The sequence below is a fragment of the Microbacterium sp. NPDC058062 genome (assembly GCF_042885375.1).
In the GTDB taxonomy this organism is placed as follows: Bacteria; Actinomycetota; Actinomycetes; order Actinomycetales; family Microbacteriaceae; genus Microbacterium; species Microbacterium trichothecenolyticum_C.
The window spans coordinates 725,769-741,272 of record NZ_JBHVSC010000003.1 but is presented as its reverse complement, the minus strand read 5'-3'; the positions used below and the strand labels follow the sequence as shown (position 1 = coordinate 741,272).

The 15,504-nt window shown below is 71.2% G+C and carries 14 protein-coding genes; 7 read left to right on the top strand and 7 right to left on the bottom strand.

The annotated features are described in order from the left end of the window. The first annotated feature begins 51 nt into the window (after positions 1-51). Positions 52-978, top strand: coding sequence for a DUF4097 domain-containing protein (locus ACFVSU_RS12485; RefSeq protein WP_387143012.1), 927 nt, complete (start codon positions 52-54; stop codon positions 976-978). A 2-nt stretch (positions 979-980) separates the two neighbouring features. Then, on the top strand, positions 981-1,589 hold the full coding sequence (locus tag ACFVSU_RS12480; protein WP_387143009.1) for a PadR family transcriptional regulator: 609 nt from the start codon (positions 981-983) through the stop codon (positions 1,587-1,589). 160 nt (positions 1,590-1,749) lie between these two features. On the opposite strand, the gene ACFVSU_RS12475 is transcribed toward ACFVSU_RS12480, so the two are convergent. Continuing rightward, positions 1,750-2,289 carry a universal stress protein gene (locus ACFVSU_RS12475; RefSeq protein WP_387143006.1) on the bottom strand — a complete coding sequence of 180 codons (540 nt, stop codon included), beginning with the start codon at positions 2,287-2,289 and terminating at the stop codon, positions 1,750-1,752. A gap of 168 nt (positions 2,290-2,457) precedes the next feature. Here ACFVSU_RS12475 and ACFVSU_RS12470 point away from each other — a divergent pair, with 168 nt between their 5' ends. Continuing rightward, on the top strand, positions 2,458-2,655 hold the full coding sequence (locus ACFVSU_RS12470) for a DUF3073 domain-containing protein (protein ID WP_141895483.1): 198 nt from the start codon (positions 2,458-2,460) through the stop codon (positions 2,653-2,655). A 78-nt stretch (positions 2,656-2,733) separates the two neighbouring features. Here ACFVSU_RS12470 and ACFVSU_RS12465 read toward each other — a convergent pair whose 3' ends face one another. The 4 genes from ACFVSU_RS12465 to purM all read right to left on the bottom strand — a co-directional run bounded on the left by ACFVSU_RS12465 (position 2,734) and on the right by purM (position 7,428). Continuing rightward, positions 2,734-3,972 (bottom strand): CynX/NimT family MFS transporter, encoded by a 1,239-nt coding sequence (locus ACFVSU_RS12465; protein ID WP_387143002.1) that lies wholly within the window; start codon positions 3,970-3,972, stop codon positions 2,734-2,736. Between the two features lie 242 nt (positions 3,973-4,214). Next, entirely contained in the window at positions 4,215-4,442 is a 228-nt protein-coding gene (locus ACFVSU_RS12460) for a hypothetical protein (protein ID WP_387142999.1), read from the bottom strand. A 322-nt stretch (positions 4,443-4,764) separates the two neighbouring features. Further along, positions 4,765-6,225 (bottom strand): amidophosphoribosyltransferase, encoded by a 1,461-nt coding sequence (purF, locus tag ACFVSU_RS12455; protein ID WP_387142997.1) that lies wholly within the window; start codon positions 6,223-6,225, stop codon positions 4,765-4,767. Positions 6,226-6,258: 33 nt separating this feature from the next. Further along, positions 6,259-7,428, bottom strand: a complete 1,170-nt coding sequence (gene purM, locus ACFVSU_RS12450) for a phosphoribosylformylglycinamidine cyclo-ligase (RefSeq protein WP_387142994.1) — start codon at positions 7,426-7,428, stop codon at positions 6,259-6,261. A gap of 144 nt (positions 7,429-7,572) precedes the next feature. On the opposite strand from purM, the gene ACFVSU_RS12445 reads away from it, so the two are divergent. Beyond that, on the top strand, positions 7,573-8,184 hold the full coding sequence (locus ACFVSU_RS12445) for a zinc-binding alcohol dehydrogenase (RefSeq protein ID WP_387142991.1): 612 nt from the start codon (positions 7,573-7,575) through the stop codon (positions 8,182-8,184). A 9-nt stretch (positions 8,185-8,193) separates the two neighbouring features. On the opposite strand, the gene ACFVSU_RS12440 is transcribed toward ACFVSU_RS12445, so the two are convergent. Further along, positions 8,194-8,547, bottom strand: a complete 354-nt coding sequence (locus ACFVSU_RS12440) for a potassium transporter Trk (RefSeq protein WP_387142988.1) — start codon at positions 8,545-8,547, stop codon at positions 8,194-8,196. A gap of 101 nt (positions 8,548-8,648) precedes the next feature. Beyond that, entirely contained in the window at positions 8,649-12,269 is a 3,621-nt protein-coding gene (locus ACFVSU_RS12435; RefSeq protein WP_387142985.1) for an HtaA domain-containing protein, read from the bottom strand. Positions 12,270-12,413: 144 nt separating this feature from the next. Between ACFVSU_RS12435 and ACFVSU_RS12430 the strand changes: the two genes are divergently transcribed. From ACFVSU_RS12430 to ACFVSU_RS12420, 3 genes are all read left to right on the top strand, one after another. Beyond that, complete coding sequence (locus ACFVSU_RS12430) at positions 12,414-13,565, top strand: hemin ABC transporter substrate-binding protein (RefSeq protein WP_387142982.1); 1,152 nt, start codon at positions 12,414-12,416, stop codon at positions 13,563-13,565. A gap of 101 nt (positions 13,566-13,666) precedes the next feature. Then, entirely contained in the window at positions 13,667-14,680 is a 1,014-nt protein-coding gene (locus tag ACFVSU_RS12425) for a FecCD family ABC transporter permease (RefSeq protein ID WP_387143519.1), read from the top strand. Further along, positions 14,677-15,498, top strand: coding sequence for a heme ABC transporter ATP-binding protein (locus ACFVSU_RS12420; RefSeq protein ID WP_387142979.1), 822 nt, complete (start codon positions 14,677-14,679; stop codon positions 15,496-15,498). The genes ACFVSU_RS12425 and ACFVSU_RS12420 overlap by 4 nt, the downstream gene beginning before the upstream one ends. The last annotated feature ends 6 nt before the right edge of the window (positions 15,499-15,504 follow it).

Below are 15,504 nucleotides of genomic sequence, written 5' to 3'. Positions count from 1 at the left end.
GATATATCGCGATACGGATCACCCCCTAGAGATACCGCAGGAGAAGCAGTCATGACCCTGGAGAAGTGGATCATCCACCCGGGCGAGACGCGCGTCATCGACATCGAGGACGTGCGCACGCTCAAGATCGGCCTCGTCGGCGGGCAGGTCGACGTGATCGCCCATGACGAGCCCGGCATCCGCATCGAAGTGCACGAGGTCACCGTCAAGGACCTCCGCATCGAGGTCGCCGACGACCACGTCGAGATCGACCACCCGCAGCTGCGCTGGGACAACTTCCTCGAGGTGTTCCGCAACTTCGGCACCTCCGGCCCCAAGGCCGAGATCAGCGTCGCGGTCCCCCGCGAGATCGCCCTCACCCTCGGCGTCGTCAGCGCCAGCGCCCTCGTCTCGGGCCTGCAGAACAACGCCTCGCTCAACACCGTGTCGGGCGACATCATCGTCGACGGCCTCACCGGCGACCTGTCGATCAACGCCGTATCGGGCGACGTGCAGGTGCGCGAGCTCGTCGGCTCGCTCAACGCCAACAGCGTCTCGGGCGATGTGGCCGCCACCGGAACCCTCCGCAAGGCCACCATCGACACGGTCTCGGGCTCGGTCCTCGTGGACTCCGCCGGCGACATCCTGTCGGTCGGCCTCAACACCGTCAGCGGCACCTCGACCGTGCGCCTCGACGAGGGCCACCCGGCCAATTACGTCATCCGCAGCGTCAGCGGCAAAGTCCAGGTCGACGGCGTCGTGCGCTCCGGCAACGGCACCGGCCCGACCACCAACTACGCCGGCTCCGTCGGCGAGCTCTCGGGCAGCTTCGCCGACGTGCGCGCCCACAGCGTCTCGGGCAGCATCACGGTGCTGCGCCGCGCGGCTTCTCCGGTGACGGATGCTGCGCCTCACGCGTCCGTCGACGCACCCGCGTCGGCTCAGGCCGAGCCCGCGAGCTCGCAGCCTGCCGCCGGTGTCGATGAAGAGGAGTGGTGAGCATGGCTCCGGTCTTCTCGCACGGCGACCTGCGCCTGTACCTGCTGAACCTGCTCGATGAAGGGCCGCGCCATGGCTACGACATCATGCAGGCCCTGTCGGACCGCACCGGGGGCACCTACACCCCGAGCGCCGGCACCATCTATCCGCGTCTGGCGAAGCTCGAAGAGGAGGGCCTCGTGACCAAGACCGTCGACGGGCGCAAGACCGTCTACGCGATCACCGAAGCCGGCCACGCCGAGGTGCAGTCGCGCGCCGGCGAGCTCGAGGGCATCGAGGCCGGCCTCGCCGACTCGGTGCGTCTCATCGCCGACGAGGTGCGCGGGAGCGTCCGGGAGGCGATGAAGAGCCTCCGCGCCGACCTCGCCGCCGCCTCCCGCGACGAGCGCGAGTCCACGCCGCAGCCCTCCCGCGAGGACGACCCCCGCGTCCGCAGCCGTGAGCAGGTGCAGCGCGTCGACGCCCTCGTGAACGAGTTCCGCGCCAACGTGCGCGGCGACGTCCGCGTCCACGTCGCCCGCGGCGGCGAGCTCGCCGCGTCGATCGTCGACCAGCTCGCGAGCGATCTCGACCGTGTGGCCCGCGAGGTGACACGCGCGCTGCGCGGCTGAGCCCGCAGCATCCCTCAGTCGAACGCCCTGGGTTTCCTCGGATGCCCAGGGCGTTTCGTCTCGATTGCTCGACGACCGGTGCTTTGGCCCCCGGTCGTTGAGCGAGCGAGGAACGAGCGAGACGAAACGCCTCGCGCCTGCGAACGAGTCCGACCGCCGGTCAGGCGGGCCAGATCTCCTCGCCGTCGGGGACGGGCTCGCCGAGCGGGACGATCAGGATCGGGCGGTGCTGGCGGTGCGCGAGGCGCGCGCCCACCGAGCCGGTGAAGAACTCGCGGACCGACTCGCCGAAGCCGCGCTTGCGCGTGCCGACGACGAGCAGGCGCGCGTCGATCTCGTCGGCGAAGTGCTTGATGGCCATCGCGGGGTCGCCGACGAGCTGGCGCACCGTCCATTCCGGCGCGGATTCGCCGAGGACGGATGCTGCGGCATCCTGCACCTTCGCGAGCTCGCCCTCGCCGGCGGCGATGTTCATGTCGATGGGCGCCGAGTGGACGTACCCGTCGGGGTCCTCGTAGGTGACGAAGCGTGTGACGTCGACGTGCACGACCACGAGCGGCGCCTGGAAGAGCTTCGCGTAGCGCGCCGCCTCTTTCAGGACGCGCGGCGACTGGTCGGGGATCACACCCGCGATCACCGCCCCGTGCAGGCTCGCATCAGTCGTCGCATCGCCTTCCGGCTCGGATGCCTCGTCGGTCATATGTCCGCACTCCTCGTCCACCGGTGGCGTCGGAACCGCCGGGGTACGGGGGCTCCGTGTTATCCTGAATGCTACTCTTACCGGTTCGAAGCCGGATTCGTGAATGCCCGGGTTTGCGAGGCTGAGAGCCCGCAAAATAGCCCGCGATCCTAAATGAGGGGGTCTCGCATGGGGCGTGGCCGTCAGAAGGCGAAGCACACCAAGATCGCCCGAGAGCTGAAGTACGACACGTACAGCGTGAACTACTCGGCGCTTGAGCGCGAGCTCGGTCACCACAGTGAAGACGAGTACGTCGACAAGTGGGCCGACCAGTACAACGACGAAGACGAGGACGAGACCTCGCCGCTTTCGTCGTCGCAGGCGTAACACCCTCGCACGTCGGCTGCCCTCGCGGCGGTCTGACCGGTGTTCGTCGACCCCGAGTCCTCGCTGTCGCGGGATGCCTCACCAGGCGCCGTGACGCCTGGCCCAGTCGTCCTCGACGGTGTGGGGGCGGGCCGCGACAACCCCTGCGGGGATCGCTGCCGCGACGACGATCGCCAGCACGATGAGCGGACCCGTCCACGAGTCCGTCGCCTCGTGGAGCAGGCCGATGCCGAACGGGAACAGCGCCGCGATCGCGTAACCGCCGCTCTGCGCGAACCCGCTGAGCGCGACCGAGCCCTCGTGCGTGCGCGTACGCAGGCCGAGGAGCACGAGGATCATCGGGAACAGCAGCGGTGCGAGCCCGAGCAGCACGACCCAGAGCCACGGCGCGGCGGTCGGCGCGAAGAGGAATCCGGCGATGCCGGCGAACCCGCACGCGACCGCGACCCCGAACAGCAGTCGGGTGGCGTTCCAGCGCGTGACCAGCAGGGGCACGACGAGGGATGCCGGCAGGCCCATGAATCCGAAGAGCGACAGCAGCGCACCTGCCGTCGCCGGCGTGACGCCCGAGATGTCGACGAGCAGCTGGGGCATCCACGCGAACGACGTGTAGGCGATGGTGCTCGACACCGCGAAGGAGACGAGCAGCGCCCACGCGAGCGGGATCCGCCACATGCGGCCGAACGCCTGCGGGCTCGGCTCTTCGAAGTCCTCGTCGTCCTTCTCGGCCTGCTCGGCGCGGTGGCGCAGCGCGAGACCGATCCACGGGATCATCGCCACCAGGGCGAAGACGGCCCACAAACCCAGCGAAAGGTGCCAGTCCGCAGCATCCGCCATCGGAACGGCGATGAGGGGCGGCAGGAAGGTCGACACGGCCATCGTGGTCGAGAAGATCGTCGTCATCAGGCCGATGCGGTCGGGGAAGTAGCGCTTCACGAGCGGCGGCAGCAGGATGTTGCCCGTGCCGACCGCGGCGAACACCAGCGCGGTGCCGGCGAGCAGCAGTCCCCAGCTCGGCGCGAAGCTGCGGGCGACAAGCCCGAGCGTCACGACCGCCATGGCCGCGACCGCGAGGCGTTCGAGTCCGAACCGGCGCTCGAGCGCGGGCGTCAGCAGCCCGAAGATCGCGAAGCACACGGGCGGCGCCGTGCCGATGAGCCCGATGACCGCCGGCGGGACGGCGAAGTCCGCGGCGATGTGGTCGTAGAGGGGCGACAGCGAGGCGACCGCAGAGCGCAGCGAGAACGCGAACAGCACGATGCCGACGAGCGCGAGGGTCCTCCCCTGCCAGAGCGGGCGGGCAGGAGACGACTTCACTCCCCAAGCCTACGGGCGCGGATGGATGCCTCGGCCCGCCGCGTCCGGCCGGTTCAGGTGGCGCAACACGCGGGATCAGTGCGCACACCCCGCGTGTCGCGACCCGCGAACGCTGCGGGCCGCGCGGAACCCTGGCCTCAGGTGGCGCGACACGCGGGATCGACGCGCGCACCCCGCGTGTTGCGACCCCCGAAGCGCGCATGCACGGGACCGGATGCCTCGGCCCGCGGCGGCCCTCCTTGTCAGGGTTCGTCGGGCATCACGTCCGCCGCACGCTCCTGCGACGCAACCCGGCGGGCGTGTATCGCGTCTGCCGTGCGCCGCACGAGGCGGGCGAGGCCGTGGTTGAACGCGGCGAGTCCCATGACCACCGCGAATCCGAGCCCGACCAGCAACCCGACGACCGCTCCTGCGATCACCGGCAGCATGAGGATCCACACGAGGAACCCGACGGGGTCATCACCCGGCACGGCGCCAGCCTACTCAGCGGTCAGGACCCACCCACAGTCCGCATCAGCCCAGGCCGCAGCATCCGTCTCCCAGATCAGGCGAGCTGGACGAAGTGCGGCGGAACGGATGCCGCGGCCCGCGGTGGCACGCCTGTCCAGGTGGCGCAACACACGGGATCAGTGTGCACACCCCGCGTGTCGCGACCCGCGAACGCTGCGGGCCGCGCGGAACCCTGGCCTCAGGTGGCGCGACACGCGGGATCGACGCGCGCACCCCGCGTGTTGCGACCCCCGAGGGGCGAATGCGCGGGAACGGATGCCTCGGCCCGGCGCAGGCGGGAGGTCAGGACTCCTGCGAGCCCTCGACCCAAGCCAGGTACTCGTCGGTGACGGTGCCGGTGATGTAGCGGCCGTCGAAGCAGCTCATGTCGAGGTCCTCGACGTCGGAGCCCTCGAGGATCGCCGCCTTGAGGTCTTCGACCTCCTGGTAAACGACGAAGTCGGCACCGAGCTCCTCGGCGATCTGTGGGATCGTGCGGCCATGGGCCACCAGCTCGTGACGCGACGGCATGTTGATGCCGTAGACGTGCGGGTAGCGCACGGGCGGCGCGGCCGAGGCGAACGTGACGCTCTTGGCCCCGGCATCCCGTGCCATCTGGATGATCTCCTTCGACGTCGTGCCGCGCACGATGGAGTCGTCGATGAGGAGCACGTTCTTGCCCTTGAACTCGCTCGACATGGCGTTGAGCTTCTGGCGCACGCTGCGCTTGCGCGCGGCCTGGCCCGGCATGATGAAGGTGCGGCCGACGTAGCGGTTCTTGTAGAAGCCCTCGCGATACTCGACGCCGAGCTTGCGGGCGACCTGCATGGCCGCGGGCCGCGACGAGTCGGGGATCGGCATGACGACGTCGATCGCTTCCTTCGGCGTGTACTTCGCGATGGTGTCGGCGAGGCGGTCGCCCATGCGAAGACGCGCTTCGTAGACCGAGATGCCGTTCATGACCGAGTCGGGACGGGCGAGGTAGACGTACTCGAACGAGCACGGCACGAGCTGCGGGTCGACGGCGCACTGCTGCGTGTGGAGGTTGCCCTCGAGGTCGATGAAGACGGCCTCGCCGGGGTCCACGTCGCGCACGACCTCGAACTCGCCGTTCTCGAGCACGAGCGACTCGCTCGTGACGACCCACTCGTAGTGGCCGTCCTCGTTCTTGCGGGTGCCCAGGATGAGCGGACGGATGCCGAACGGGTCACGGAACGCCAGCAGACCGTAGCCCGCGATCAGCGCGATGGCCGCGTACGAGCCCTCGACGCGCTCGTGCACGCGGGTCACGGCCTGGAACACCTGCGCCGGGTCGAGTTCGAGGCCCGACATGGACGACTGCAGCTCGTTCGCGAGGACGTTGACGAGCAGCTCGGTGTCGGACGACGTGTTGAGGTGGCGGCGGTCCTTGTGGAACAGCTCCTCGGTGAGCTCACGCGTGTTCGTGAGGTTGCCGTTGTGCACCAGCACGATGCCGTACGGGGCGTTCACGTAGAAGGGCTGCGCCTCTTCCTCGTTCGACGCCGTGCCCTTGGTCGCGTAGCGGACGTGGCCGAGGCCGATCTCGCCGAGGAGCGCGCGCATGTCGCGCGTGCGGAACGACTCGCGCACCTGCCCCTTGACCTTGTGCATGTGCACGACGCCGTTGCGCTCGGCGGTCGAGATGCCCGTGGAGTCCTGACCCCGGTGCTGGAGGAGGAGGAGGGAGTCGTAGATCTCCTGGTTGACGGACCCGCGGCCCACCATTCCGACGATTCCGCACATGGGTGTTGCTAGCTCCTGCTGTTCGTGCCCGGCTCAGCGAGCCGCGTGATCCGCGTATGCCGTGTTGTCTGAATAGGCACCCACGAGGCGCACCGCGCCGCCGTCGACGCCCTTGGCGCCCTGCTCCCAGTGGCCGTCGGCCGGGCGGTCGCCGGTGTGCACGACACCCACCTGCCACGTCGCGATGCCTTCGCGGGAGAGAACGGATGCTGCGGCCTCGGCCTTGTCGGCCGACACGACCGCGAGGAACCCGATGCCGAGATTCCAGGTGCCCTCGGTCGCCTCGAGCTCGAGGTTGCCGAGGTCGGCGAGGACGCGGAACACCGGCGAGGGCGACCACGTCGAGCGGTCGACCTCGACCCACATGCCCTGCGGGAGCACGCGCGCGAGGTTCGCGGCGATGCCGCCGCCGGTGACGTGGCTGAGGGAGTGCACCGCGTCGCCGGTCGCCTCGATGAGGCGCAGCAGCGGCAGCGTGTAGAGGCGGGTCGGCTCGAGCAGGGCCTCGCCCCACGTCGTGCCGAAGTCGGCGGCGTTGTCGCCGTACTGGATGCCGGAGCCTGCCACGATGTGGCGCACCAGCGAATAGCCGTTGGAGTGCAGGCCCGAGCTGGCAAGCGCCAGGACGACATCGCCCTCGCGCACCCGCTCGGCGCCCAGCACGCGGTCGGCCTCGACGACGCCGGTCGCGGCACCCGCGACGTCGTAGTCGTTGACGCCCAGGAGGCCGGGGTGCTCGGCGGTCTCGCCGCCGACCAGGGCCGTGCCGGTGGCCTCGCAGCCCTCGGCGATGCCGCGGACGATGTCGGCGATGCGCTGGGGGAAGACCTTGCCGCACGCGATGTAGTCGGTCATGAACAGCGGCTTCGCGCCGACCACGACGATGTCGTCGACGACCATGCCGACGAGGTCCTGCCCGATCGTGTCGTGCTTGTCGATGGCCTGCGCGATCGCGACCTTCGTGCCGACGCCGTCGGTGCTGGTGGCCAGCAGCGGCTTGTCATAGGCCTTGAACGCGGCCGCGTCGAAGAGCCCGGCGAAGCCGCCGACGCCGCCGAGCACCTCGGGGCCGTGGGTGCGCCGCACCGCCGACTTCATCAACTCGACGGCGAGGTCGCCGGCGGCGGTGTCGACGCCGGCAGCCGCGTACGGGTTCACGGGCTCTTCGGGGCGGGAGGGGGCATCGCGTTCGGATGAGGCCACGGCTACCAGCCTACCGGCGCCCCACCTGGACGGATGCCGGGCGCCGCCGCTGTTACGTCGGGCCTCGCGCGCGAGGGTCGAGCGGGCTGCCGGGACGCGGTTTCGGCCCGCCTCGACGTCGATGCCCGGATCTACAATGGCCACATGGGCGGCGCCGGTGCTCCGGAGTGGCTGATCCGCGAAGACGCCGGTCAGCCCGTTCTCCTCGCCCTCTACCTGCGCCAGGTGCTCGGCATCCGCTCTCCGGAGGAGCTGCCGCACCTCCGCGGCATCCCTCCGCGTGCGAACGACCGGTCCGAAGAGGCCCAGGCGCTGCTCGAACGGCAGTGGCGCGAGTTCTGGGCGATGACGGTCGAGCCGCAGGCGCACCCGTCGCCGGTCCCCCTCGATCTCGTCGACGGCTTCGACACCGCGCTCGCCCTCCCCACCGAGGGCTGCGACGAGCTGCGCGCGGCCTTCCGACCGCATGCGATCGAGGCGGTGGCGTTCGCGCAGTCGGCGAACGCGCGGTACCGCAAAGAGGCGTCGCACAGCACGGGCACGGCGTACCGCGCCTACGCGGGGGCGATCGCCGAGCACGAGCGCCAGGTCGGCCGGCGGGCGCACTCGTTCGAGCTCAACGTGCAGGTGCTGCCGCTGAATCAGCGCGGGGTGTGGTGGATCGGCTCGCTCACGATCGCCGTCACCGACGGACTGCGGGGCGATGTCGCGGCGTTCGACGCCGCCATCCACCCGATCATCGCCGAGCTGGCGTAGCGGTCGGGCTCAGTGGGCCGGGCCGTGGCCGTTGGTGCCCGGCTCCGGGTCGACGTGCACCTGCTCGTGGTCGACAGTGACCTGCTGCGTGTGACGCCGTGACCGGCGGTCGAGGATGAGCGCGAGGATGCCGCCCAGCGCGAGGCCGATCGGGGCGCAGATGAGCGCCAGGAAGCCGAACACCTGACCCTGCGAGTACACGACCCCCGTGTTCGGGCTCGCGTCGGCCGTGCCGTTGAACGCGAACGTGAGGATCATCGCGACGAAGACCCCGACCAGTGCCCCCACGATCAGGAACACCGAGATCTTCGGTGCACGTCGCACGCGCACGGTCTCGATGCGGTCCTGGCTGTGCTCGGGCATACCTCCATTGTCCCACCCGGCGGGCGGCTGCGCGCCCATGAGAAAGGCGGCGCCCCGCTCGGAAGCCGAGAGCGGGACGCCGCGGGGGTGACGGCTGGTGGTCAGCCTGCCGTCTGGTCTCCGTTGCCGCCGGCCGTCGCACGGCGGCGGGAGACCACGATCCAGACCACGGACCCGATCCCGAGGGCCAGGGCGATCCCCACGAGCGCCCACGGCCAAACCGGCGCCGTCGTCTGGTCGGCGGAGAGGACCTCGGCCTCGGCGGACTCGGCCACCGGCACCTCCTCGGCCTTCACCGGCGCTGCAGCGACCGCGCAGTCGCCCGCCACCGGGAGTACGGCCGACACCGGGTCGAGCTCGTCGCCCGCCGGGTACGTGCCGAAGGCGGCGGCCCCCGCGTCGGTCAGGGTCGCGGGAAGCGCGTCGAGCACGAGCCCGTCGTCGGTGACCTCGAGGTCGGGCAGGGCGAACTCGGCGAACCGGATGCCCGCGGCCGTCACCGGCTCACCCGCCTGCGTCGTGCCGCTGACGTCGAACACCAGGTAGCCGGTGTCGCCCGCGAGCTCCACCCGGGCGTTCGACAGCGTCGTGTCGAGCGCACCTTGGTGGCCGGTGAAACGGATGCTGCCGCCATAGGTGACGAGACCGGTTCGGGTCGCAGCATCCACCGCTCCCGTGCCCGCGGTCCAGACGAACTCGGGGTACTCGTACGCGACGTCGGTCAGCTCCCAGCCGCCGGCGGCGATGCCCTCGATGTACGTGCGGAAGGTCTCCTTGAAGCCCCAGTTCAGGCTCGCGGCCTCGACGAAGCAGCCGGCGGCGATCGCGGCACGGGCGAGCGTGAAGCGGATGCCGCGGTCCACGGATCCCTGGAACGTCAGCGTGTGCTCGCCGTCCTCGAGCGTGGCGGGCAGCGAACCGGTCCACGTGGCGTTGCCCGAGGCATCCGCCGCCACCTCGCCCAGGAGCGTCGGCGTCGAGTACACGACGACCTTGATGCCCTCCTCGTTCGGGGTGAAGCCCGACGCGGAGACCGTGACCGGCTCGCCCTTCTGCAGCGCGGCGAGGGTGTCGTCGTCGAGGTCGATGCCCGTCGAGGCGGGCGGAGCGGCGGGCAGCGACGTCGTGCGCGCGGTCGACGCGGGAGCCGCCGCGACGGTGCCCGTCGAACCCGCGGGCGCGGCCGCCGGGACGCCGATCGTGAACGCGAGCGGGTCGAGGGCGGTCGTGTAGCCCTGGAACACCTGGCTGCGCCCGGCCGCGGTCAGCGTGGCCGGCACGCGCGAGTACGAGACGGTGCCGTTGGCGGTGACGCGCACCGCGGCCGACAGGTCGAGGTTCGCGAAGGCGACCTGCGAGCCGCCGCTCGTGACGTAGAGCGTCGCCGCATTCGCCGACGTGATGCGGACCTGCGGGTTCGCGATCGTGACGTCGAGGACGCCGCCGTGGCCCGTGAAGCGGACCGACCCGTTGTACGAGACGGTGCCCGTGCCGGTCGCCGCGTCATACGTGCTGCCGGTCGCCTGGCCGAACTGGAACAGGCCGCCGGAGCGGGTGGCGCCGCCCGTCACGGCGATGCTGCCCTTCGCGGTGCTGCTCGTGATGTAGCTCGCGAAGCTCGACGAGATCGCCCACGAGAGCGAGCCGCCCTGGACCGTCCCCGGCGGGGTCACCGGCGTGCCGGGATCGACCGGTGTCTCCGGATCGGTCGGCGGCGTCACCTCGGGGAAGAGCTTCGTCCAGTGATCGGCCGTGAACGGCACGTCGCCGCGGGCGTAGATCGTGTCGGCACCCGGGTTGGAGTGCTGCTTCCACACGATGACCTCGTACTGCTTCGCGCGGTCGAGCTTGGCAGCGGGGGCGACGAGGTCGACCGTGAACGCGCCGCCCGAGATCGGACGCACGTACTGCACCGCCGCGAAGCCGTCGCCGGCGGTGACCGCCGACTCGGTGCCCTTCTCGATGATGGCGGCGTAGGCGCCGGTGACATCCCCGAGGTTGGAGGCGGCGACCTCGACGGTCGCGCCGGCGGTGGCCGAGGCATCCGTCACCGTCACGTCGACGGCCGGAACCGGCGTGGGGTCCGCGAAGGAGATGGGGACGGCGAGCTCGTTGACCGCCTGCACGACGCCGCCGGCACCGACGGTGAACACGGCGAGGGTCGCGCCTTCGAGACGCTTCGCCTCGAGAGTCGCTTCGTCGATCTCGACGGTCCACGTGAAGTCCGCCGTGCCGTCGCCGTTGTCCGTCCACTTCAGGTACGGCGCCTGCGTCTGCACGCCCTGCGCCCAGACCGAGTAGGCGTTCGATCGGTCGCCCGAGACCGCGCCGGCCGAGGGGCGCCACGTCTCCTTGAGCCAGCCGATCTGCGCGTACACGCCGGCGGGTTGTCCCGCCGACGGCCCGTAGATCGCCTTGCCCGCGGTGCTGTAGTCGGTGCCGGTGATCGTGATGGTGTCACCCTCGGGGTCGAGGCCCGTGGTCTTCGAGACCGCCAGGGACGGCAGCGGAGCGGGCTCGGCGAACGTGATCGGCGTGTACGTCTCGAACGCGGCGTACTTCGCGCCCCCTCCCGAGTAGGTGTAGACGCCGTAGTTCCCGGCAAGCAGCTGGGACGCCTCGGTGCGCGAGATGGTCAGCGTCGTCTCGAAGGTGCCGTCAGCAGCGATCGCGATCCCTCCGCGCGCGGCGCCGCCGATGGATGCCACATCAGCCGCGTGCACGCCCCACTTCGTGTCGGTGCCGGGTCGTGCCGAGGTCGGCGCACCGGAAGAAGGTGTCCACTGCTCGAGGAACTTGCCGAAGACGATGTACGAGCCGCCGAACTTCCCCGCGAGTGGTTGACGGATTCCGTCGGTCGCCGGCGCGTTCGGGACGAACCCCGAACCCGACACCGTGACGGTCTCACCGTCAGGGTCCAGCCCGGTCGTCTTCGACACCGTCACCGTGGGCGTCGGGGTCTCCGGCTCGGCCGGGGGTGCGGTGATCTCGTACGAGACGACGGACGAGGTCGAGCCGGTGAACGCCGCGGTGTCGGCCGGCGTGAACACGGCCTTCAGCTGCGCGGTGCCGGCGGTGGCGATGCTGGCCGTGACCGTCGTGCCGACGGCGGCAGAGCCGAGCTGCGTCTCACCGTTGAAGTACGAGACGGTTCCGGATGCTGCGGGCTCGACGGTCGCGCCGAGGGTGAAGTCCGCGCCGGCCAGGCTCGAGGCGGCCGGGTCGACCGTCAGAGTCGTGCTCGTCGCGACGGCGGGGAGCGGCTCCCACACGATGGCCGTCGTCGCGTTCTGGCTCGGATCGGTCATGCCGCCGCCGTGCGCCTTCGAGGTGTACACCGTGTACTGCGCGCCGTCGGTGTGGGCCGGAACGCTCACCTGGACGCTGAACGTGCCCTCCGGCGTCATCGGCGCGGTGCGGCCGCTGCCGATCGAGCCGTCGGCGTTGCCCGGCGACACCCAGACGACGTCGCCCATCGCGCCGCCGTAGAAGCCGCTGAGGCCGGCGGGGCCGACGCCGACGTAGACACCCGGCGCGACGCCCGAGAAGCCCGAGCCGGTGACGGTGATCGCCCCGCCGGCTCGAGGGGCCTGCGTGGCCGAGACGGATGGCCCGGCGGCGAAGGCCGGGACGGCGGTGAGGGCTCCTGCCACGACGAGCAGGAAGGCGAGGAGCGCGGCGATGCTCGCGCGGCTGCGATCCAGGAACGGCTGCGTATTCACGGGGTGTCTCCGGCGCCGCGCGCGCCGAAGCGCACCGGCGCATCAGTGCGATTCGGGTTGGTTGCTTAGGTTTGGCTAACCTAATATCGACTCGAACGTAGGGCACTCTCACAGCCGACGTCAAGCTAAGGTAAGGCTCACCTAATGTTTCGCATCTCCTCCTCCCGCCGCGGTTCGGCACGCCTCGCCGGTGCGATCGCACTGCTCGTGGCCGCGGTCGCCCTCGCCGGCTGTGCCGCGCCGAGCGCCGATGCCGCAGACGCGGACTGCCCCGCAGCACCCGTCCCGCTGGCATCGCTGACCCTCGCCGAGAACCCGCGCACCGCGACCGGACCCTCCACGGCGTGCCTGGCGTCGCACGCGATCGAGCCCGTCGCGGCCGACGACGCTCCTGACCTGCCGGTGACGGTGACGGATGCCGAGGGTCGGGCGGTCGAGATCACCGATGTCAGCCGCATCCTGCCGGTCGACATCTCGGGCACGATCGCCGCGACCGTGTTCGGCCTGGGTCTCGGCGACGCGGTCGTCGGACGCGACTCGTCGACGTCGTTCGACGGCACCGACGACCTGCCCGTCGTGACGAAGTCGGGGCACACGCTCAACGCGGAGGGGATCCTCGGGCTCGCGCCGACCGTGATGCTGACCGACACCTCGATCGGCCCGAAGGAGGTGCGCCAGCAGCTGCGCGACGCGGGCATCGCCGTCGTCGTGGTCTCGAGCGAGCGGCGCGCCGACACGGTCGCCGACCTCGTCTCGGAGATCGCCGGAGCCCTGGGCGTGCCCGGGCGAGGCGACGCGCTCGCAGAACGGCTCGATGCCGACGTCGTGGCGGCGAGCGCCGAGGTGGCCGAGATCGCGCCGGCGGCGGCATCCGATCGTCCGCGCATGCTCTTCCTCTACGTGCGAGGCAGCGCGAACGTCTATTACATCTTCGGCCGCGACTCCGGGGCGGATTCGCTGATCGAAGCGGTCGGCGGCATCGACGTCGCGAGCGAGATCGGCTGGGAGGGCATGAAGCCCATGACCGCCGAGGCGCTCGTCGCGGCGCAGCCCGACGTCGTCGTGATGATGACCGACGGCCTCGCATCGGTCGGTGGGGTCGACGGGTTGCTCGAGCGCATCCCGGCACTGCAGCAGACACCCGCGGGCGAGCACCGCCGGGTGGTCGACATGGCGGATGCCGAGATCCTGAGCTTCGGGCCGCGCACGGCGGAGGTCATCCGGGCGCTCGCGCGTGCGGTGTACGCGCCGGCGTCGAGCGCGACCCCGGCCGCTGCCGAGGAGCCGGCGTCGTGACGGGGACGATGACCGCTGCCGAGGTCGAGGCGGCGGAGGGCGCGACGGCCGAGGTCGTCACCGAGGTGCCGACGACGCACCGCCGTCGCCGGTTCGCGCTCATGACGGCGGGGCTGTCGATCGCCATCGTGGTCGTGGTCGTGGTGTCGCTCGGCCTCGGGCAGTACTGGCTCACGCCGACACAGGTGATCGGCGTGCTGCTGCAGTCGATCGGGATCGACACGTCGTGGGCTCCGGAGGCGCCGACCGCGGCCGGGGTGATCCTCGACATCCGGCTCCCCCGCATCGTGCTGGGCCTCCTCGTCGGCGCGGCCCTCGCCGTGTCGGGCGTGCTCATGCAGGCGATCTTCGGAAACCCCCTCGCCGACGCGGCCGTCGTCGGCGTCTCGTCGGGTGCGGCATTCGGCGCGGCCGCGAGCCTCACGTTCGGGCTCGCGGTTTTCGGCATGTGGACGACCCCGGCCTTCGCCTTCGTCGGCGGCCTCATCGCGGTGTTCTCGGTGTACCTCATCAGCCGCTCGGGCGGACGCACCGAGGTCGTGACGCTGCTGCTCACCGGCATCGCGATCAACGCCATCGCCGGTGCGGGACTGGCGTTCCTCACGTTCCTCGGCACGACGTCGACCCGCGAGCAGATCGTGTTCTGGCAGCTCGGCAGCCTCAACGGCGCGCTCTGGCAGAACATCGCGATCGTCGCGCCGCTCGTGGCGATCGGCGTGGCCGCGGCGGTGTGCGTCGCGCACCGCCTCGACCTCTTCGCCCTCGGCGAGCGCACCGCGCGTCACCTCGGCGTGCGCGTTGAGCTGCTGCGGGTCGTCGTCATCGTCATGGTCGCGCTGCTCGTGTGCGCCGCCGTCGCGTTCGCCGGGATCATCGGCTTCGTCGGTCTCGTCGTCCCCCACCTCATGCGCATGGCCATCGGGCCTGCGCACCTGCCGCTCATGGTCACGAGCGCGCTCGGCGGCGCGCTGCTCATCGCGGTGGCCGACCTCATCGCCCGCACCGCCGTGCCCCTCGCGGACCTGCCGATCGGCATGATCACGTCGCTCGTGGGCGGCCCGTTCTTCCTGTGGCTGCTACTGCGCACGCGCCGCAAGGCAGGGGGCTGGGGATGAGCGTGATCGATACTGCGGCCCCTGCGGTCCAGGCACCGCCGGGCGCGGTGCGGCTCCGCGCCCGAGGCGTGACCGTCACACCGCACGGCGCCGCACGGCCGGTGCTCGTGGACGCGGGGATCGACGTCCGCGCGGGCGAGCTCCACGCCCTCGTCGGCCCGAACGGCGCCGGCAAGTCGACGCTGTTCGGGGTGCTCGCGGGGGATGTCACCCCGGACTCCGGCGACGTGAGCCTCGACGGGACGCTGCTGGGCAGCATCCGTCCTCGCCTTCTCGCGCAGCAGCGCGCCGTGCTGCTGCAGCAGAACGCGGTGTCGTTCCCGTTCACGGTGGAGCAGGTCGTGCGCATGGGCCGCGCGCCGTGGGCGCGCACGCCTGCCGAGGACGATGACGATGCCGCGGTCGCGCGGGCGCTCGAGGTCACCGACCTCGTGCCGCTCGCCGCTCGCGGCATCACGTCGCTGTCGGGCGGCGAGCGCGCGCGGGCGGCGCTGGCGCGCGTGCTCGCCCAGGGATGCGACGTGCTGCTGCTCGACGAGCCCACCGCGGCGCTCGACCTCAAGCACCAGGAGGACGTGCTGCGCATCGCGCGGGGTCGTGCGCGCGAGGGCGCGGCGGTGGCCTTGGTTCTGCACGACTTCAACGCGGCCCTCGGCGTCGCCGACCGCGTGACGCTGCTCTCGCGGGGTCGGGTCGTCGCCTCGGGGGCGCCATCGGAGGCGCTGACGGCGGCGGCGATCGAGGAGGTCTACGGGCAGCGGGTCGACGTCTTCCCGCACCCGGTGTCGGGCACGCCCGTGGTCATGCCGCGGCGGTGATCCGGC

Coding starts and splice junctions, on each gene's coding strand:
- ACFVSU_RS12480 (WP_387143009.1), top strand. CDS start 981: ATGGCTCCGGTCTTCTCGCACGGCGACCTGCGCCTGTACCTGCTGAAC.
- ACFVSU_RS12475 (WP_387143006.1), bottom strand. CDS start 2,289: ATGACCGACGAGGCATCCGAGCCGGAAGGCGATGCGACGACTGATGCG.
- ACFVSU_RS12440 (WP_387142988.1), bottom strand. CDS start 8,547: ATGCCCGAGCACAGCCAGGACCGCATCGAGACCGTGCGCGTGCGACGT.
- ACFVSU_RS12425 (WP_387143519.1), top strand. CDS start 13,667: ATGACGGCGGGGCTGTCGATCGCCATCGTGGTCGTGGTCGTGGTGTCG.
- ACFVSU_RS12420 (WP_387142979.1), top strand. CDS start 14,677: ATGAGCGTGATCGATACTGCGGCCCCTGCGGTCCAGGCACCGCCGGGC.
- purF (WP_387142997.1), bottom strand. CDS start 6,225: ATGTGCGGAATCGTCGGAATGGTGGGCCGCGGGTCCGTCAACCAGGAG.
- ACFVSU_RS12445 (WP_387142991.1), top strand. CDS start 7,573: ATGGGCGGCGCCGGTGCTCCGGAGTGGCTGATCCGCGAAGACGCCGGT.
- ACFVSU_RS12470 (WP_141895483.1), top strand. CDS start 2,458: ATGGGGCGTGGCCGTCAGAAGGCGAAGCACACCAAGATCGCCCGAGAG.
- ACFVSU_RS12430 (WP_387142982.1), top strand. CDS start 12,414: ATGTTTCGCATCTCCTCCTCCCGCCGCGGTTCGGCACGCCTCGCCGGT.
- ACFVSU_RS12485 (WP_387143012.1), top strand. CDS start 52: ATGACCCTGGAGAAGTGGATCATCCACCCGGGCGAGACGCGCGTCATC.